Origin of the sequence: uncultured Tenacibaculum sp. (assembly GCF_947502995.1) — a bacterium.
In the GTDB taxonomy this organism is placed as follows: domain Bacteria; phylum Bacteroidota; class Bacteroidia; order Flavobacteriales; family Flavobacteriaceae; genus Polaribacter.
On record NZ_CANNBW010000006.1, the window covers coordinates 150,326 to 170,180 of the forward strand.

The following is a 19,855-nucleotide window of genomic DNA, read 5'->3' on the forward strand; positions in this document are numbered from 1 at the left end:
TTTTAGAAACTATATTTATTTTCTTAGTAACGAAAAATGTCCTCTTCTGGTAAAAGTTTTTCCGTTTCTATCAGTAAGTTCTATATTGAACCAATAATCGTTAGAAGGTAAATTTCTACCATTGTATAAGCCGTTCCAACCTTCTCCGTCAATTTGTAATGAAGTAATTAGTTTTCCGAATCGATCAAAAATATTGATGCTACTTTTTGGGTAGAAGAAAGAACTGATTCCTTTTACATTCCATAAATCGTTTATTCCATCATTGTTTGGAGTAAAAAAGTCTGGAAATTCTAAAACAGAAACATCTAATTGAGCTATACCACAATTATTTTTATCTCGAATTAGGAGAGTGTAAACACCTCCTTGTAAGTTTTCAAATCTAGGTGAATCTTGAAAATCAACAACAATTTGATTGTTTTCATCTTGTAAAGCAAATTCATATTCACCAATACCTAAGTTAGTTCCAGAGTTATTAATAGAAATTGTATTGTTTTCAGAATCATCAACAATAGTAACATCATTTTGATTTACAGAAGCTATAATAGATTCATTAATAATAATGGTTTTAGATCTTCTGCATAAAGTTGTTGTGTTAATTGCAGTAACTTCATACGCTCCTCCTTGGGTTAAATTAAGTGTTTGATTATTACCTATTATGGTTGGGTCACCATTTCTAGTCCATTCGTAATTATAATTTCCATCAGGATTTTCAGCTTCAATACTCGAAAGGTTATTCAAACATAAAATTTGAGGAGATGTCACATCAAAATTAGGAAGTGGTAGCGTTCTAATAAAGAGTTTACTTAATCCTGTACAGTTATTATTGTTTTTATTGACAATTTTAATGAAAATGGTTTGCTGTGTATTTGCAGGAATATTAGTGTTTCTATAATTACTAATATCAGCGATTTGATTTGTTACTGCATCTCTATCAGTTTCAGTTTCAAAAAATAAAATATTTAGATCGTTTCTAATTGCAGGAGCAAAAAGGTTTTTAACTTCAGTTTCAGCAGCAGACATATCAAAAGCAGTAATACCATCAGTGTCGTCATTATTTAAAGTGTTATTTCCGTCTGCATCCAGAAAATCATCACATGAAGTAAATTCTCTATCATAAAGAATATCTGCAGCAAAGTTGATAGAAATATCAAGTTGAGAAATTCTATAACAATTTTTATCAGATATAGTTCTTACCCAAACTGTATCACCATTGTTAGCAGAAAAATTAACAGGGTCAGAGATTTCAGCAGAATCAGCAATAGCATCAGCTTGAGAAGGATAATATTTAAAAGTTTCGTTAGTGTGATTGTTAGAAATATTTATTTGTGCTTGAGTTAAATTAATAGTTGCGGCAAGGTCACCGTCATTTTCACATTGTTCAATCAGCACATTAGGATTTACTATAACAGGTAGAGGATTAACAACAAGTTTAAAAGGAAGAAAACTTGTTCCAGGTTCCGAAACAGTAAAACAATTCGTATTAGCTCTGTTTTCTACTCTAACGTAAATAGTTTGTTCATTAGTTATGGTATTTCTGTAAGCTGAGTTTTTATTAATACTGTCAGTAGAGTTGTCAGTTTGAGCTCCAGTAAGAGTAGTATGATAACTTACATTATATTGTGTTGAAGAAAGACTTCCAAGAATTTCATTGTCTTTAGAAGAAAGTATAAAATTATTGAAAAACCCATCAGTATCACCACCATTTACAATATCATCACAAGCTTCATAATCTGCAGGTTGAGTTGGAGTAGGTAAGGATGTAACGGAAAGTTTGAACTGAGTAATGTCAAAACAAGCATTTACAGCATCTTTATTATGAACTCTAACATAGATGTCTTCTGAACTAAAAGCAGTTCTATTGGTGTATGGAGAAGTAATTGCACTGGCAGTGTTATTATTCTCTGCATCAATTCTATCTAAATAATAGAAAACTTCAAATTGAGTGTTACTTAAAGTTCCTAAAGCAATAGGAGAAATGTCGGTATCGAAATCAAAAGAATTAAACCCATCTCCATCGATGTCACAAAAATTAATGTCTGCAATTGGACTAGCTGTTGCAGGAGCAAAAGCTTCAATAGTGAATGTTCCTTCAAGTTTTGTTACTTCTCCACAATCGTTAGTTAGGTTAACAGTTAAGGTATATATACCATTATTGTTTGTGTCAATATTATTCAATGATAATTTAGGTTGATTAGAAATCGTACTTACAGTAGTTCCATTATCAAATGTCCATTCATAAGTTATTCCTGTACCGGTTACACTTCCAGAATCTATTTCTATAGAATCACCAATACAATATTGGCGATCTTGATTATTGATTACATCACCAGATGTTAAATCAATAATTTCAATAGGTAATAAAAGAGAAGAAATGAAAGGAGGAAATCCTTGAGTAGATAATTTTCCGCCTAAATCTATAGCGTCTTTTGTAAAAATAATATCTCTAGCGTTTGCTGTAGGGTTTTCAATAACATCTAAATTAGGGTCGTCACCTCTAGGATCATCAAAAGCTAATGGAATAGTTACATATATTCTACTGTCAGGTCCAAGTTGTAAACCACCTCTAAAACCGATCTCTTGATGAATTAAACTTTTAGAAACAGGAATGTTTGTGCTGTTTAAGTCAAACTGAAATAATCTATAAGTTGTTGGAGGATCGTTTAAATCTAATCTAAAACCAGCAACTGTTGAAATATATAGTTTTCTCGAGTCTACAGAAAATTCAACTCCATAAGAATCACCGTCTGTTCGAGCTGTTAAAACAACTTCAGAACTAGGGTCAATAGTACCATTTGTAGCATTAAAATTATATAAATTAGCTGTTCCTAATTGGTTTGCAATAGCAAGTTTAGTTCCGTCAGGAGATAATTTTAAACACCCTCTTCTTGTAATATTTCTACGAACAGTAGAGAGTATTGGGGTTGTATTTACACCTGTATCATCAACCTTAAAAGCATAAAAAGTATTATTAACAGCAGAAACAACCCAAAAAGTATCACATTCAGTTCCTCTAACTGCAGCAACTTTTTCGGACCAAACATCTGCTAACCCTCCAGATAAAGCTACCGGTCCACTAATTACTTCACCAAGACCACCATTTTTAGAAATATCTATCGTGTAAAGGTTTAAACCATTTCCAGGAGAAGAAGGTCCGCTAGGTCCATCATCAACTGTAAATAAATAATAAATAGTTGAAGATTTTGGTTTTGGTATGATCATACCAGATTGACTACTAGAAGGGTTTCCAAGTAAGTCAACAGCTAATCGACCATCAGAATATTTCATGATATTATGATTTTTATCCCAAACAGTAATTCCGTCAGAATAAAAAAGTAAATTTCCATTAGTGTCAGAAAATGTAGAACACCCCTCAAGTGTATTTACTTGTCCGTCTGTTAAAGCAGTAGGAGGAGAGGTGTTAAAATCTATACCAGCATTTCTTCCAAAGTACCATATGTTGGCTTCTTTTTGAGCGAATAAATGAATACTTGAGATGATTGTTAATAATAGTAAAGCTTTTTTCATTTTTGAACGTCCCGATTTAAGAAGATCAAAAATAAGGAAAACTCCCTATAAATCACGCTTTTTTAACAAGGCGTAAGAAAGATATATAAATACAGCTGTCCATATCAAAACAATAATAATATCTGTGTAATGTACTGAATGATCAACTGCTATATCTTCACCTATTTGACGTGCTACTGATTTTACAGCACTTAGTCTTGTAATAGGCTCTCGTATTAAGTTAGACATTGCTTCTAACGGGAAAAATTGCATAATATCATTAGCGTGAGCAAAAGCTTGTTGTTTCATATCCCTGAAACTCCATAATAAATACCCCTTAAATAAACTCTCAGCAACCAGCCAAACAATCATTCCAGCTACAGCAAAAGCAGATCGTTTAATTAAAATACCTAAGAATAATCCAAAAGAAAAGAATCCTACTAATTTTACGAAGAAAGCTAATAAATACTCTAAATCAGAAAGAATAATGCTGATCTCGTTAAAATCAGAATAAATTAAACCTAAAACTAATGAAACTATAAAAACGAATACAGTAGAAATTAAAGCAAAAGCAATTACAGTGTAAAATTTTGATAATATAAATTCTTTTTTACTTAATCCATCTATAAGGTTTTGTTTTAGTGTTTTGTAGCTATATTCATTAGCCATCATAGAAACTATAACCAATAATAAGAAAAACTTTAAAATAGCAGCGACATAAGTGTTGAAATGCCATATGTAAGGGAAGTTAAAAATTCCTTGATCTGCTAAATGAAATTTTACTGGACCAATATCAAACTTGATCGCGGCTATTAATGCTATGGATGTTAATAATCCGAAATATATTAAGGATAAAACTTTACTTGCACGATTGTGCATCAGTTTGTGAAATTCTATTTGTAAAAGACGTAACATAGTGATTTTTTTAGTAATTAGTAAGGTTAAGGAATTGTTCTTCTAAGCTTGGTTTGCGTTTTACTAAGTGAGAAACAACTATTCCCTTGTCAAACAAATATCGGTTAATGTCGGTAGCTGAAGTTTCATTTTCTAATCGAGCGATTATTAAATTATCTTCAATATTAACAGTAGCGATATCATAATAATTCTTTAGAGCATTAACTAAAGCTTCTTGATCACCATCGGTTTTAACTTCTATAATTCCATTAGAAGCAACCATGTTTTCTACACGTCCACTATATAGTTTTTCTCCTTTTCTAATGACAACTACATGAGAACAAACTTTTTCTACTTCGTCTAATAAATGCGAAGCGAGTAATATTGTAGTTCCGTTTTTAGCAATTTTTTTTATGATTTGTCTAATCTCATGAATACCTTGAGGATCTAGCCCGTTTGTAGGTTCATCTAAAATTAAAATTTCAGGATCATTCAGTAATGCAGAAGCAATAGCAAGTCGTTGTTTCATTCCTAAAGAATAGGTCTTGAATTTACTGTGTCTGCGTTCAAACAAGTTAACAACTTTTAATTTGTCATTTACATTTTCTTTAGAAACTCCTTTAATTTTACAAATAAGTTCTAAGTTTTGAACTGCTGTCATGTAAGGATAAAAGTTTGGGCGTTCAATTATAGCTCCTACTTTTTTTAATGCTTCGTGAGTAGACATGGCTCCATTGAACCAAGTAAATTCACCTGAAGTTTTATTGACAACATTTAATATGATTCCTAAAGTAGTTGATTTACCACTACCATTTGGTCCTAATATTCCGTATACATTTCCTTTTTCTATATCAAAAGAAAGGTTTTTCACTGCATGAACTCGTCCAAATTTCTTGTCGAGATTCTTAATAGATAAAATAGTATCCAATCGCAAAAAGTTTAGTTAATTTCTTATATGACGAACAAGATACCAAAATGTTACTATTAACAATGCTAGCTTAACGAAAAAATAAAATCACTTGTTAAGTTAAAGGTTTGATATTTAGCAGCTAGTATTTGTCGAAGTCAATATCATCTATATTGTCAAAATCATTAAATGAGTCGTTAAATTCAGAATCAAAATCGTCAACGATTTTGTCAGATTCAAAAACTTTATTTGGAGCTTCTTTAGGAACATCTCCAACGCTTAAAATAATTTTAGTTTCAGGAATTTTTTCTTCTGTTTTTTCAATTACTTCAACATAGAATGTCCACATTTCAAGAAAATCATAGACATAAATTAATTTATCATTTTGGTGAGGTAAAATTTCATTTAAAATACAAGTGGTCATAGATAAGCCTACACCTGTTTCTGACATATTGAATAGAGGTATCTCTTCTCCTTGATTCCAACCATTATCACTAGTGTAAAAAGAAGCCATTTCGTTCCCATCGAAACCAAAAGCATTTGCTATTTGTATGTGTAGCTTTTCTAATGTTTGATGTTCATCTACAACTAATGTTCTAATCACATCTTCTTCTACGTCTAATATTACCCGAACTTTGTACATTATTCAATTTTTAATCACTACAAAAATACGTATTTTTATCCTCCATAATTTTATATTGATATTTTTATCAAAAATGAATTTAGAAGAAACGTTACAAAGACTTAATTCTTACAATAAAAACACGCTAATGGAAACTCTAAGTATAGAGTTTACAGCTGTTGGAGAAAAGTCGATTACAGCAAAAATGCCAGTGAATTCTACTGTTCATCAGCCTTTTGGTATTTTACATGGAGGAGCCTCTGCGGCTTTGGCGGAAACAGTAGGAAGTGTTGCTTCTTTGTTTTTTTTAAAAGAAAAAGATAAAGTTGTAAAAGGTATTGAATTGAGTATAAACCATCTTAAAAGCAAAAAAGAAGGTGTGGTTTATGCAACAGCTTCACCTATCCATAAGGGAAAAACAACACATTTGTGGGAAGTTAAAATTACTGATGAAGAAGATAATCTTATTTCTATATGTAAACTCACAAATATTATTTTAGATAAAAAGTAATAAAATAATGCTTAAGAAAGTGCTTAAAATTATTGGTATAATTATTCTTTTAATTTTTATAGGATTGTATTTTGCTTTTAGAACTTTTACAGCTCCTAAATCCGATGCTAAAATTCTTGAAGCTTATCAAAACAGTCGTTTAAAGCCTGTTTTAACAAATGAAACATATAACGGTTTTAACTATAGAAAGCTTTCTTTAGTAGTAAATGATTCTTTGCCAACAATGGTTTTTGTTCATGGCACGATTGGTTCTATCAATGATTTTTCAAAATATATATCAAATAGTGATTTACAAGCAAAATGTAACATGGTTGCTTATGATAGGATAGGATATAATTACAATGATAAAAACCACGTACAAGAAAGCATTAATTTTGAAAGAAATATGCTAAAAGATGTAATAAAAGATTTGCCTTTTAACAAAACTATTTTAGTCGGGTATTCATATGGAGGTCCAATTGCTTTAGCAGTTAAGAAAAAAGTTAAAGAAATTATTTTGTTAGCTCCTGCGGTTCATAGTAGTGTAGAACCTATGCCTTGGATGGTTAATTTTTATAAATGGAAATTAACACGTTGGTTGGTGCCAAGAATTTGGAAAGAAGCATCTAAAGAGAAACTTTCTCATAAGAAAGATTTAAAGCTTTTTGAAAGTGATTGGGAAAATACACCTAATAAAATAATTAGTATTCACGGTTCAGGAGATTGGATTGTGCCTTATGAAAATTCAAAGTTATTGGAAGATCAATTTCCAGAAGACCAATTTCAACTAATAACTATAGATAAAGCTAACCATGGATTAGTTTGGTCTAATTTTGATGCGATTAAAAGTCAATTTTTAAAGATTTTAAATTGAAAATATTTAAAGAAATAGAATCGTCTTTGAAAGATGATTTACCTTTTGCGGTTTACAGAAAGCCAAATTCTAAAGAAGTAAAAAGTTTTTTTCAAAATAATGCTACTTTGTTTTTGTCGAATGATTTTAATGAAGAGGGTTTTGTTTTTGCTCCTTTTGATAATTCTAAACAGTCTATTTTAATTCCTTTACGACAATCCAAAATCCTTAAAGAAAAAGTTGATGTTTCAGAAGTAGAAACAAAGATTTTAGATAATCATGATTCTCTTATTAGTAATAAGGACGGACATATTGAATTGGTGAAAAATGGTATTGAAGCAATTAAGGATAATCATTTTAAAAAAGTTGTTTTATCTAGAAGAGAATTGGTCGAAATAAATAATTTTGATGTTGTTACTGTCTATGAACGATTATTGGCTAATTACCCAACAGCTTTTTGTTATGTATGGTTTCATCCAGAAGTTGGATTATGGATGGGAGCAACTCCAGAAACTTTATTAGATGTTAAAGAAAATGAGTTTTCTACAATGTCTTTAGCCGGCACACAAGTTTATAATGCTGAAAAAGGAATTTCCTGGGGCGAAAAAGAGCTAGATGAACAACAATTAGTAACGGATTATATAGCAAAAAAATTAGAAGAAGTAAGTGTTAATTTGAATGTTGAGCAGTTAGAGACTTTTAAAATTGGAAACCTACTTCATTTAAGAACTAAAATTTCAGGTAAAGCTAAAGATGACATAGCTAATGTAATTAAAGTTTTACATCCAACTCCAGCGGTTTGTGGTTTTCCAATGCAAGAATCAAAGACATTCATATTGGAGAACGAAAATTATGACCGAAGTTTTTATACAGGTTTTCTAGGTGAATTAAATATTCCTAAGAAGAATGATGAAAAATCCTCAAGCTTATATGTGAATTTAAGATGTATGCAAATTAAAGAGGATAAAGCAATTCTTTATATTGGAGGTGGAATAACAAAAGATAGTAATCCAGAAAAAGAGTGGGAGGAAACTAAGGTGAAATCTTTAGCAATGAAAAAAGTACTACTGTAAAATAAAAACCACCAATGTAACTTAAAAAGTTAATTAGTGGTTTTACATTGTGTAAATTGAATTTGAACTAAATCGTTTATATATCGTCAAATGAAACGTCTGTAAAACTTTCTGTTGTTTGTTCTACAAAACTTTCAGTATTCTTTTTAAAATCCTTTTGATGTCTTTCGCTAATTACTTCGCTACCTTTTTGAGTAACAATGTAATCTGTAGCTTTGTTTAACATCTCTTTAAAATCATTAAAATCTTCTTTGTAAAGATAAATTTTATGCTTTTGGTAATGAAAAGATCCATCATCATGTGTGAATTTCTTGCTTTCAGTTACCGTTAAATAATAATCGTCAGCTTTAGTTGCTCTTACGTCAAAAAAGTACGTTCTTCTTCCTGCTCTTAATACCTGTGAAAAGATCTCTTCTTGTTCAACTCTCTCGCCCATAATTCAAATCTTAAAATACTAGTTAATTGTTTTTTTCACTAACAAATCTAACAAAATATTTCACTTAAGCATACAAAACGCTAAATTTCTTTTTCTAAAAGTTGCTGCTCATAAAGTGAATTATATACGCCTTTTTGGTTTATTAATTGATTATGAGTTCCTTGTTCTATGATTTTTCCTTCGTCTAAAACAATGATTTTATCCGCGTTTTTAGCAGATGAAACTCTGTGACTAATAATAAAAGTAGTTTTGTCTTTAGAGATTCGCTGTAAATTATTAAGGATTTTTTCCTCAGTTTCAGTGTCTACAGCTGATAAACAATCATCAAAAATTAAAATTTTAGGATCTTTAATAATTGCTCTAGCAATAGATGTACGTTGTTTTTGTCCTCCTGAAAGTGTAACTCCTCTTTCTCCTAAAATAGTTTGATATCCATTTGTGAAACCAGAAATATTATCATGAATTACAGCGTTTTTGGCTGCTTCTATAATTTCATCCTGAGTTGCATCATTTTTACCGAATTTGATGTTGTTTTCTATAGTGTCAGAAAAAAGGAAAGGATCTTGAGGAACAAAACCTATCTGATCTCGAATATCGTTTAAGTTTAAGTCTTTTATAGGTTGATCATCTATAAATATTGTTCCTTCGGTAGTATCATACATTCTCGAGACTAAATTAGCAATTGAAGATTTACCACTTCCAGTTTTACCCATAATAGCTATGGTTTCCCCTTTATTAACATTAAAGTTGATTTTATTTAAAGCGGTAATATTCGTGTCGTCATAAGTTAAAGAAACGTCTTTAAATTCTATTTTTCCATGAACATTTGTCTCTGAATTATTAAAGTTTCTAATTTCAGGAACTTGTTGTAAAAACTCATTAATTCTTTGTTGTGAAGCTTCAGCTTGTTGTACAATTGATGTAACCCAACCTACAACTGCAACTGGCCAAGTTAAAATATTCACGTATAGTATAAATTCAGCTATAACACCAATTTGTATTTCTCCTGCGATATATTGTTTACCTCCAATGTATAACACTAAAATATTACTAATACCAATTAGTAAAATCATTAAAGGAAAAAATAAGGCTTGTATTTTAGAAAGTTCAATATTTTTTTCTTTCGCTTTATCGGCTAATTCATCAAAATTATTTAACACTGATTTTTCAATAACATAAGACTTGACAACGTTAATTCCTGAGAAAAATTCTTGATTAAATGTGGTTAATTTCGATAGGTATTCTTGTACAACAGTTGTTTTTTTGTTGATTTGTTTACTCAATATAAAAATAGAAACAGATAAAACAGGAAAAGGAATTAATGTGTATAATGTAAGTTCAACATCTGTTTTTAGCATTTTAGAAAAACCAATTGTAAATAGAACAATCATATTCAAAGAATACATAATAGCAGGTCCGAAATACATTCTAACTTTAGAAACGTCTTCAGAAATACGATTCATTAAATCTCCAGTTCTATTTTTCTTGTAAAAATTAACAGAAAGCTTTTGGTATTGTTCGTAAATCTCATTTTTAAGATCAAATTCGATTAAGCGAGACATTACAATTAAAGTTTGTCGCATTAAAAAAGTGAAAAAACCAGCCAGTAAAGTAATTCCAATAATTATTAAAATGTTTACTAAAAGTTGTTGTTTTACATTACTCAGATCTGTAGTTTTTCCATTCAAATAATCTTCAACAATATTTAGTGAGTTTTTGATTATCTCAGGAATTTTTAGAGCTAACAGCTTCGATAATACTGTGATAAGAATTCCAATTAACAATCTCCACTTATATTTTATAAAATATTTATTTAAGTATTGTAAGGCTTTCAATTTTAATAATGAATTTTTTTGTTTGTTTTTTTACGATTTTGCTAGCAGAAAACGTTTTCTTGTTAATAAATTCTCAAATTAAGGGTCTTTTTTTGGTTTGTAATTACGAAATCTGTATTTTAGCAGTCCTAATATTAAGGAATAGTTAAATTCTTTTTAAGTAAAACGTAATATACTATGATGTCTGAAATTATTGATACTAAAGACCTTAAAAATGATCCTGTTTTCGGACAGTTATCTTTTGACGGTCACGAACAGGTTGTTTTTTGCAACGACGAAGATACAGGTTTAAAAGCAATTATTGGTATACACAATACAACTTTAGGTCCGGCACTTGGAGGTACAAGAATGTGGCAATATAAAACAGAATGGGAAGCTTTAAACGATGTGTTACGTTTATCAAGAGGTATGACTTACAAGTCTGCTATCACTGGTTTAAATTTAGGTGGTGGTAAGGCTGTCATTATCGGAGATGCTAAAACTCAAAAGAACGATGCGTTAATGCGTAAATTCGGTGAGTTTGTTAACTCTTTAAGCGGAAGATATATTACTGCTGAAGATGTAGGTATGGAAACAAGAGATATGGATGTTATTCGTGAAGTAACTCCACACGTAACTGGTGTTTCTGAAGCTATTGGAGGATCAGGAAATCCTTCTCCTGTAACAGCTTATGGTGTTTATATGGGAATGAAAGCTGCTGCTAAATACAAGTTTGGAACAGATAATTTAGAAGGAAAGAAAGTTTTAGTTCAAGGAGTTGGTCATGTAGGTGAAACTTTAGTTAAGCATATTACTGATGAGGGAGCTCAGGTAATTTTAAATGATATCAACGAAGCTAGATTAGAAGAGCTAAGTAAAAAATATAACGCAAATGTTGTTTTAGGAAATGATATTTATGGTTTAGATTTAGATATTTATGCACCATGTGCTTTAGGAGCAACTGTAAATGACGATAGTATTGCTCAATTAAATGCTAAGGTTATTGCTGGAGCAGCTAATAATCAGTTAGCGAATGAATTAAAACATGGTAAGATGTTACAAGAAAAAGGGATTGCTTATGCTCCTGATTTCTTAATCAACGCTGGAGGAATTATCAATGTTTATGCTGAAGTAGCTGGATATGGTAAAGAAGAGAGCTTGAAAAGAACTGAAAACATATATAATACTACGCTAGAAATTTTTGATTTAGCGGAGAAAGAGAACATCACAACTCACCAAGCAGCTTTTAATATTGCACAAGGAAGAATTGATGCACGTAAAAAAGAACAAAATAGCTAAGGTAAGTCGATAAAAGTTTTATTTTTGCAAGGCGATAGAAAAAATTCTATCGCCTTTTTTAAAGTCCTCAATTTAATGATAAACAGAAGACATATTCGTTTAAAGGTGATGCAATCTGTATATGCAATGCAACAATCACACAATACCGATCTTGTTAAAGAAGAGAAGTTCTTAAAATTTAGTATTCAAAAAATGTTTGATCTATATGTTTTGAATTTCCAATTACTTCTTGAAGTACAAAAATTGGCTCATAAAAAAATTGAGCTTTCAAAAAAGAAAATCTTAGCCACAAAAGAAGATTTAAATCCAAACACAAGATTTATCGATAATACACTTTTAAATCAAATAAGAGAAAGTGTAAGTTTAGAAGGTTATGTAGAATTAAATAAACTAGATAACTGGGAGTTAGATGCCGAATATGTTAAAATAGTTTGGGAAGAATTAAATAAAAGTGATTTTTATAAGGAGTATATGGCTTCTGATGATAGTTCTTACAACACTGAAAAGAACTTTGTGATCACTTTTTTTAAAGAGATTATCGCGCCTAATGAAAAGCTAGCTGATTATTTTGAAGATAAAATGATTTCTTGGGTAGATGATATTCCTTTTGTAAATACTTGGGTTGTAAAAACGCTTAATAAACAAAAAGCTACTTCTCCTTTCGTTTTAGGAAAATTATACAAAGACGAAGAAGATAAAATATTTACATCTGATTTATTTAAAAAAGTGGTTCTTAATCAACATAAGTACGATGAAGATATAAAAGAGAAAACTCCTAACTGGGAAACAGATAGAATTGCAGATATTGATATGATTTTAATCAAAATGGCAATTACAGAGTTTTTACATTTCTCATCTATACCAAGTAGAGTAACAATTAATGAATATATAGAGTTAGCTAAAGACTATTCTACCAATAAAAGTGGATATTTTATTAATGGAGTTTTAGATAAACTATCTAAAGATTACCAAGAAAGTAATAAAATGGTAAAAATTGGTAGAGGTTTGCTATAGCTATTTCAATTAGTTATTTTTAACCAATAAATTTATACAAAATGAAAAAAGCAATTATAACATTAACAACTGTACTTTTATCAGTTGTGTTAGTATCTTGTAAAGAAGGTAATGCTGCATCTAAGGTAAAAATAGGAAACGTAGAGGAAGCTCAAAAGAGAGATAAAGCAATTAATGTAGGAGCACCAGAAATAGTTTTCGATAGAGAATTACATGATTTTGGAATTGTAGATGAAGGTTTTGTGGTAGAAACTTCGTTTAAAGTTACAAATACAGGTAAATCTGATTTAGTAATTACAGATGCAAAAGCTTCATGTGGATGTACAGTGCCAACTTGGCCAAGAAATCCTATTAAGCCAGGAGAAACTAGCGAAGTTCAAGTGAAGTTTAATACTTCAGGTAAACCAAACAAGCAAAGTAAAACAGTTACTTTATACACGAACACTGTAAAAGGAAGAGAAGAGGTGAAAATCTCAGGTATGGTAACTCCAAAAAAGAAAGCATAACATGTTTAATATGATTTTTTTACAGGCATCAGAACCAGGTATGATGAATATGCTGATGCTAGTTGCTTTTATAGCTGTGTTTTATTTCTTTATGATTCGCCCACAAATGGCTAAACAAAAGAAGGAAAAACAATTTCGAACAGAAATTAAAAAAGGAGCTAAAGTTGTAACTACAAGTGGTATTCATGGGAAAATTTCAGAAATTAATGATACGAACAATACAGTGGTTATAGAAACAGGTGCTGGAAAAATTAGATTTGAAAGAGCTGCTATTTCTATGGAGTTAACTAATAAGTACTCAGAAAAGAAGTAAATTGTATTACTCTATTCAAAATAAAAATTTTGGTGAGCTTTTGCTCACCTTTTTCTTTTTAATTAGATTGCAATAAAAGACTATTGGCTAAAACATTACATATACCTAAGATATTTTTTGGTTTTTTAACAGCTTCATTTTTAATGTGGATGCTAATTAATTTGTCAAAAAAATATACATCTAAAATTGTATATGCTATAGAATATAAAGATTTACCTCAGAATAAAATACTTCAGGAAGAACCGCTAGAGAAGATTTCAGTTACAGTTGAAGGAAGTGGATTTAATTTATTTGCGGCTAGTTTTTCAACTAAAAAAATATTTCTCTCTTTAGATAAGTTAGTAAAAAAAGCAGATAATGATTTTTATTTACTAACGAGTTCTCAAGAAGAGCAAATTCAAAAAAGATTAAATTCAGGATTGAGTTTAGTTAAGGTGAATCGAGATTCAATTTACTTTAAATTAGGTACGCTTGCTTCTAAAAAAGTACCAGTTAAGTTAGATCTTAATTTAAATTACAAACTTGGCTATGGAATGGAAAGTATCAATCTAAATGAAGATAGTATCCTTCTTTCTGGCCCAGAATTACAATTAAATAAGATAGAATATATCAAAACGAAACAGTTAACATTACAAGAAATTAGTGAAGATGTTAATGTTGATTTAAATATTGAGTTACCGAAAGAGGCAACAGGAGTAAAGCTTAATTTAGAAAAAGTTAAAGCAGAAATTTTAGTTGATAAATTTACAGAAGGTAGTTTTGAGGTTCCTATAAAAATCGTAGGAATTCCTAAAGGAACAGAATTGAATACTTTTCCGAAAAAGGTAAAAGTTATTTTTAAGGTAGGTTTAAAGAATTATCAAAAGATCACTGAGGATTTATTTGAAATAGTTTGTGATTATAAGAGAACAAAAAAAGATAATCTACAATATTTAGTTCCAGAAATTAAAAATAGGCCGGAGTTAATTTCATCGGTAAGAATTACACCGCAACGTATAGATTTTTTAATCCGTAAATAAAAATGTTAATAGGTATTACAGGAGGTATTGGTAGTGGAAAAACTACAGTTTCCAAAATGTTTTCAGAATTTGAAAACGTTCAGATTTATCATGCAGATGAAGAAGCAAAAAAACTCATGAATACTTCTGAAGTGATAAAGAGAAAAGTTATTCAAGAATTTTCTCAAGAAGCGTATAATGAAGAAGGCTTAAACAGACCTTTTTTAGCAAAAATTGTTTTTGAAAATAAAGAAAAATTAAGAAGACTAAATTCTATAGTGCATCCTGAAGTACATAAACATCTTCAAGAATTTATATTAAAGCATAGTGATAAAGATTATGTTTTATATGAAAATGCGATTCTTTTTGAAAATGGAAGTCATAAATTATGCGATAAAATTATCATGGTATCAGTTCCGCAAAATATTAGAATTGAACGTGTAATGAAAAGAGATGGTATTAGTGAAGGAGCTGTTTTAAATAGGATAAAAAATCAATGGGCAGACACCAAAAAAACTATACAATCTCATTATCTGATTGTTAACATGAATTTGAACGATGTTAAGTTAAATGTGCAAAAAATTCATAATAAATTAACATATTAATTTTAATTAATTATAGATATCTTAACATATTTCTTAAATTTCTCTTAAAAACATATTATCTTTGTTAATCTAAGTTAAAAGCGATTAGGCTTTAGCTTATTAGTTTATTTTTGATCGATGGGAAAAAGAATTTTTATTCTGATTGTTCTGCTTATGAGTATTTCCTTAACAGGAATAATAGCGGTTCAGTTATATTGGGTTAGAAATGCAGTAGATAGCAAACGTGTTGAGTTTGAGAATAATGTGAGGATTGCTTTAGCAAAAACATCCGAAAGAATAAAAGAGAGAGAGTATAATGAATTTGTTGATAAACATAAAAAGGTCTTTGAAAACAGTGAATCTATAAGCACAGCTGAGCTTAAGAATTACCTATTCCAACAAATAGATACAGTAGCAAAAAAGAAATTTACATTTGGAGCTACTATTCTAGAAGAAAACTTTAAAATCCCCGTTGATTTTGTAAATAGTGATACAATAATCATCAAAAGGTTTTCAGGGAAGGAGGATTTTTCACAAACCATTACTTACAGTTCTGATAATGGAGACTTTAAAAGTTACACAGATGAAAATAAATATTCAAGACTTTTAAAATATCCTAGTTGGCAAAAAAAGCAAGTTGAATATTTGTTTAGTCAAAATCAGAAGCACATGCCTATTCATAAAAGAATAAGTAATAGAGAGTTAAATAATACTCTTAAAGATGAATTAGGTAAAAGAAATATAGATCAAGAGTTTAAATTTGGTGTATATGAAGGTGGTTTGGCTACGAAAATTAAATCTGGTTATTTTAAAATAGATGAAAAAAATAGTTATTTCTATCCGTTATTAGAAGATGATAGTGGAAATAGTAATTATAAGTTATATGTTACTTTTCCAAACGAAAAAAAGAGTCTTCTTTCTAGTATGATGTATGCGCTATTATTATCATTATTTTTTATAGGTATTGTTATAGCAGCTTTTTCTACTTCTTTATATCAATTAGTGAGACAAAAGAAAATATCTGAAATAAAAACAGATTTCATCAATAATATGACTCATGAGTTTAAAACACCTATTGCTACTATAAATTTAGCTTTAGATGCAATTAAAAATCCTAAAATTATTAATGATGAAGAAAAAGTAAAACGCTATGTGAAAATGATTCGTGACGAAAATAAACGAATGCATGGTCAGGTAGAAAATGTATTAAGAATATCTAAGCTAGAGAAAAATCAAATAGAAATAACAAAAGAAGCAGTTGAAGCTACAGATATAATTGAAGAAGCAATAGATCATGTTAGTTTATTAGTGTCAGACAAACAAGGAACAATAAATACACATTTTAAGGCGATTTCTTCTGAGGTTTTAGGGAACCAGTTCCATTTAACTAATGTAGTTGTAAATATGTTAGAAAATGCAATAAAATATTCAGAGGAAGCACCCAAAATAGATGTATATACAGAAAACACGAACAAGTATTTTATATTTAAAATAAAAGACGAAGGAATAGGTATGAGTAAAAATGCCCAAAAATATATTTTCGATAAATTTTATCGAGAACATAAAGGTAACATTCACAATGTGAAAGGGCATGGTTTAGGATTAGCCTATGTAAAAGAGATTATCGATAACCACCATGGCACGGTTCATGTGGCAAGTGAGAAAGGTAAAGGAAGTACATTTACAGTTAAACTACCATTAATATAAATTGAAGGGTAACAATGGGAACTAGAAAAATTCTATTAGTAGAAGACGATCCAAATTTTGGAACAGTATTAAAAGATTACTTAGCATTAAATGATTACAATGTAACTCATGCTAAAGATGGAATCGAAGGTTTAATTATGTTTAAAAATTCTGAATATGATTTATGTATTTTAGACGTAATGATGCCAAGGAAAGATGGTTTTTCGTTAGCGCAAGATATTAGAGCGACTAATAAAGAAGTGCCAATTATTTTCTTAACTGCTAAAACAATGAAAGAAGATGTTTTAAAAGGATATCAAGTTGGAGCAGATGATTATTTGAATAAACCTTTTGACTCAGAAGTTTTATTACATAAAATTAAAGCGATTTTACAAAGAAAAGAAACTGAAAAATCTAAAGATGATGATCAGTTTGAGTTTACAATAGGTAGATTTGCTTTTAACTCAAAACTAAGACATTTATCTTTTAATGGAGATGATCCATTAAAGTTATCTCCTAAAGAGAGCAAGTTATTACGTATGTTAGCTGTTCATAAAAACGATTTAATGCCAAGAGAATTAGCATTAACTAAGATTTGGAGAGATGATAATTATTTTACATCTAGAAGTATGGATGTATATATAGCAAAACTTCGTAAATATTTAAAATTAGATGATAAGGTTGAAATTTTAAATATTCATGGAGAAGGTTTCAGACTAATAGACAACGAAGCTTAACTACTAAAAAATATTAAAAAACTTCCAATATGATTTCATGTTGGAAGTTTTCTTTTTAGCTTTATATTAAAGTTCAATTTATAATGACTCAATTTTTAAAAATATATAACGACAATCCTAATCCGAGAGAAATAGATAAAGCTGTAAAAGTTTTACAATCTGGTGGTCTAATTATTTATCCTACTGATACAGTTTATGGGTTAGGTTGTGATATTACCAATATGAAAGCAATGGAAAAAGTTGCTCGTATTAAAGGAGTGAAATTAGAAAAATCTAACTTCTCTTTTGTATGTAATGATTTGAGTCATTTGTCAGATTACGTCAAACAAATAAGTACTCCTGTTTATAAAATTTTAAAAAGAGCTTTGCCAGGACCTTATACTTTTATTTTACCAGGAAGTACAAGTTTACCTAAAGCATTTAAAAAAAGAAAAACAGTTGGTATACGTGTACCAGACAATAATATAGCACGAGCTATTGTACAGCAATTAGGGAATCCTATTGTTTCAACGTCAATTCATGATGAAGATGAAGTAATTGAATACACTACAGATCCTGAACTTATCTTCGAAAAATGGCAGCAAATTGTTGATGTTGTTATTGATGGAGGATATGGAGATAATTATGCATCTACAGTAATTGATTTAACACAAGATGAACCAGAAGTTATTAGAGAAGGTAAAGGTAGTTTAGATGTTATTTAATCTCATACAAAAATTCCCAAACGACAGCGGACCAATTTATCAAGAAACTATAGAAGGAAGATTGCCTGTAGAACCTTTCAATACGTTTAGTAATCTAATATTTATAGGTATTTTAATTTATTTTGGATTTAAGATTTATAAGAATCCTAAAAAACATCCTTTTTTTCTATTTGCAATCCCTGTAATTTTTATTAGTTGGATAGGAGGAACAATGTTTCATGGAACAAGAAGTCATGAGTTTTGGTTGGTTTTAGACTGGTTGCCAATTATGATTGTTTGTTTAGGAGGGATAATTTATTTTGTCGGTAAAATTGAAAAGTTATGGTGGAAAAGGATATTGATTATTTTAGGTTTTTTAGCATTATCGATTCTTCCCAGAAGAATTCCTTTACCAAATGAATATAGAATATCATTTGGGTATCTAGTAACAGCTTTAACAGTTGTAACACCTTTTGTTTGGTATGCTTATAAAACAAAATGGAAAAATTCTAAATTTATTTTATACGGATTTTTAATATTCGGAATTGCAGTGTCGTTTAGAACTTTAGATAATTTAGTTGTAAAAGGAGCTATAGAGCCAATTTTGCCAATGGGAACGCATTGGTTATGGCATTCTTTTGGAGGAATTGCTGTTTTTTTCTTACTAAATTATATCTACAAAGACAGAGAAGAATTGCCCAATGAGTAACAAACCTCGCATTTCTCGTTTAACAGCTATCATCACACAACTTCAATCAAAAAAGATAGTAACAGCTACTTATCTTGCTGAAAAATTTGGAGTTAGTGTTAGAACAATATACAGAGATATTAGAACGATTGAAGATTCTGGAGTTCCTGTATATACAGAAGAAGGAAAAGGATATTCACTGTTAGAAGGATATTATTTACCTCCAGTAATGTTTACAGAAGAAGAAGCTAATGCCTTAATTACCGCAGCTTATTTAATTGGAAAAAATAAGGATCAATCTTTAGTTGAAAATTATGAAAATGCTATTACTAAGATTAAGTCAGTTTTTAGAAAACGACAGCAAGAAAAATCAGAACTATTAGCCCAACGAATAGAGTTTCGTTATAACCCAGAAAAGGCAACTACGAGTAAAAATTTAATTAAACTTCAAACTGCAATAACAGATTTTAAGTTGTTAGAGATCGAGTATAATTCTTTAGAAAATAACTTTACCAAAAGAACAGTAGAGCCGTTTGCGTTATATAGTACAAATGAAAATTGGCTTTTGATAGCATATTGCAGATTAAGGAGTGATTTTAGAGTTTTTAGAATTGATTTAATTCATCGAATTATTAATCTAAATGAAAATTTCACTCCCCATAAAATGACATTAAAAGAATATTTTGAAATTTGCAAAGCAAAATTTTATAAAACCCCTGACACACCTTTGACATAGGTCTCTTTTAGATTTGTG

20 protein-coding genes are annotated in these 19,855 nt (G+C 29.7%); 14 read left to right on the plus strand and 6 right to left on the minus strand.

Annotation, left to right across the window (positions count from 1 at the left end; genetic code table 11):
- Positions 1-15 precede the first annotated feature (15 nt).
- The 4 genes from Q1A46_RS06605 to Q1A46_RS06620 form a co-directional block, all read right to left on the minus strand.
- The gene (locus tag Q1A46_RS06605; RefSeq protein ID WP_299675603.1) at positions 16-3,525 is read right to left on the minus strand and encodes a T9SS type B sorting domain-containing protein; all 3,510 of its coding nucleotides are present in this window, start codon (positions 3,523-3,525) and stop codon (positions 16-18) included.
- A gap of 45 nt (positions 3,526-3,570) precedes the next feature.
- Complete coding sequence (locus Q1A46_RS06610) at positions 3,571-4,419, minus strand: ABC transporter permease (protein WP_299675606.1); 849 nt, start codon at positions 4,417-4,419, stop codon at positions 3,571-3,573.
- 10 nt (positions 4,420-4,429) lie between these two features.
- Complete coding sequence (locus Q1A46_RS06615; protein ID WP_299675608.1) at positions 4,430-5,326, minus strand: ATP-binding cassette domain-containing protein; 897 nt, start codon at positions 5,324-5,326, stop codon at positions 4,430-4,432.
- A gap of 121 nt (positions 5,327-5,447) precedes the next feature.
- Complete coding sequence (locus tag Q1A46_RS06620; RefSeq protein WP_299675610.1) at positions 5,448-5,948, minus strand: hypothetical protein; 501 nt, start codon at positions 5,946-5,948, stop codon at positions 5,448-5,450.
- Between the two features lie 73 nt (positions 5,949-6,021).
- Between Q1A46_RS06620 and Q1A46_RS06625 the strand changes: the two genes are divergently transcribed.
- The 3 genes from Q1A46_RS06625 to Q1A46_RS06635 are packed head-to-tail and all read left to right on the plus strand — an operon-like array spanning position 6,022 to position 8,343.
- Positions 6,022-6,438 (plus strand): PaaI family thioesterase, encoded by a 417-nt coding sequence (locus tag Q1A46_RS06625; protein ID WP_299675612.1) that lies wholly within the window; start codon positions 6,022-6,024, stop codon positions 6,436-6,438.
- Positions 6,439-6,445: 7 nt separating this feature from the next.
- Positions 6,446-7,291: an alpha/beta fold hydrolase gene (locus Q1A46_RS06630; RefSeq protein WP_299675614.1), complete on the plus strand. Its 846-nt coding sequence runs from the start codon at positions 6,446-6,448 to the stop codon at positions 7,289-7,291.
- Positions 7,288-8,343: an isochorismate synthase gene (locus Q1A46_RS06635; protein ID WP_299675617.1), complete on the plus strand. Its 1,056-nt coding sequence runs from the start codon at positions 7,288-7,290 to the stop codon at positions 8,341-8,343. Before Q1A46_RS06630 ends, Q1A46_RS06635 begins: the two co-directional genes overlap by 4 nt.
- 76 nt (positions 8,344-8,419) lie before the next feature.
- On the opposite strand, the gene Q1A46_RS06640 is transcribed toward Q1A46_RS06635, so the two are convergent.
- Both Q1A46_RS06640 and Q1A46_RS06645 read right to left on the minus strand, forming a co-directional pair.
- The gene (locus Q1A46_RS06640) at positions 8,420-8,779 is read right to left on the minus strand and encodes a PUR family DNA/RNA-binding protein (RefSeq protein WP_299675620.1); all 360 of its coding nucleotides are present in this window, start codon (positions 8,777-8,779) and stop codon (positions 8,420-8,422) included.
- Positions 8,780-8,859: 80 nt separating this feature from the next.
- A complete protein-coding gene (locus Q1A46_RS06645; protein ID WP_299675623.1) occupies positions 8,860-10,614 on the minus strand; it encodes an ABC transporter ATP-binding protein in 1,755 nt (584 codons plus the stop codon).
- Positions 10,615-10,791: 177 nt separating this feature from the next.
- Between Q1A46_RS06645 and Q1A46_RS06650 the strand changes: the two genes are divergently transcribed.
- The 11 genes from Q1A46_RS06650 (at position 10,792) to Q1A46_RS06700 (ending at position 19,837) form a co-directional block, all read left to right on the plus strand.
- Positions 10,792-11,892, plus strand: a complete 1,101-nt coding sequence (locus Q1A46_RS06650) for a Glu/Leu/Phe/Val dehydrogenase (RefSeq protein ID WP_299675626.1) — start codon at positions 10,792-10,794, stop codon at positions 11,890-11,892.
- A gap of 75 nt (positions 11,893-11,967) precedes the next feature.
- Positions 11,968-12,906, plus strand: coding sequence for a transcription antitermination factor NusB (gene nusB, locus Q1A46_RS06655; RefSeq protein WP_299675629.1), 939 nt, complete (start codon positions 11,968-11,970; stop codon positions 12,904-12,906).
- A 41-nt stretch (positions 12,907-12,947) separates the two neighbouring features.
- Positions 12,948-13,412, plus strand: a complete 465-nt coding sequence (locus tag Q1A46_RS06660) for a DUF1573 domain-containing protein (RefSeq protein ID WP_299675632.1) — start codon at positions 12,948-12,950, stop codon at positions 13,410-13,412.
- A gap of 1 nt (position 13,413) precedes the next feature.
- Positions 13,414-13,725 carry a preprotein translocase subunit YajC gene (yajC, locus tag Q1A46_RS06665; protein ID WP_299675635.1) on the plus strand — a complete coding sequence of 104 codons (312 nt, stop codon included), beginning with the start codon at positions 13,414-13,416 and terminating at the stop codon, positions 13,723-13,725.
- 83 nt (positions 13,726-13,808) lie between these two features.
- Positions 13,809-14,744, plus strand: coding sequence for a YbbR-like domain-containing protein (locus tag Q1A46_RS06670; protein WP_299675638.1), 936 nt, complete (start codon positions 13,809-13,811; stop codon positions 14,742-14,744).
- A gap of 2 nt (positions 14,745-14,746) precedes the next feature.
- Positions 14,747-15,328, plus strand: a complete 582-nt coding sequence (coaE, locus tag Q1A46_RS06675) for a dephospho-CoA kinase (RefSeq protein ID WP_299675641.1) — start codon at positions 14,747-14,749, stop codon at positions 15,326-15,328.
- A 153-nt stretch (positions 15,329-15,481) separates the two neighbouring features.
- Positions 15,482-17,014 (plus strand): sensor histidine kinase KdpD, encoded by a 1,533-nt coding sequence (locus Q1A46_RS06680; RefSeq protein WP_299675644.1) that lies wholly within the window; start codon positions 15,482-15,484, stop codon positions 17,012-17,014.
- A gap of 14 nt (positions 17,015-17,028) precedes the next feature.
- The gene (locus Q1A46_RS06685; protein ID WP_299675647.1) at positions 17,029-17,730 is read left to right on the plus strand and encodes a response regulator transcription factor; all 702 of its coding nucleotides are present in this window, start codon (positions 17,029-17,031) and stop codon (positions 17,728-17,730) included.
- 83 nt (positions 17,731-17,813) lie between these two features.
- Positions 17,814-18,434, plus strand: a complete 621-nt coding sequence (locus Q1A46_RS06690) for an L-threonylcarbamoyladenylate synthase (RefSeq protein WP_299675650.1) — start codon at positions 17,814-17,816, stop codon at positions 18,432-18,434.
- Positions 18,424-19,122 carry a ceramidase domain-containing protein gene (locus Q1A46_RS06695; RefSeq protein WP_299675653.1) on the plus strand — a complete coding sequence of 233 codons (699 nt, stop codon included), beginning with the start codon at positions 18,424-18,426 and terminating at the stop codon, positions 19,120-19,122. The genes Q1A46_RS06690 and Q1A46_RS06695 overlap by 11 nt, the downstream gene beginning before the upstream one ends.
- On the plus strand, positions 19,115-19,837 hold the full coding sequence (locus Q1A46_RS06700; RefSeq protein WP_299675656.1) for a YafY family protein: 723 nt from the start codon (positions 19,115-19,117) through the stop codon (positions 19,835-19,837). The genes Q1A46_RS06695 and Q1A46_RS06700 overlap by 8 nt, the downstream gene beginning before the upstream one ends.
- The last annotated feature ends 18 nt before the right edge of the window (positions 19,838-19,855 follow it).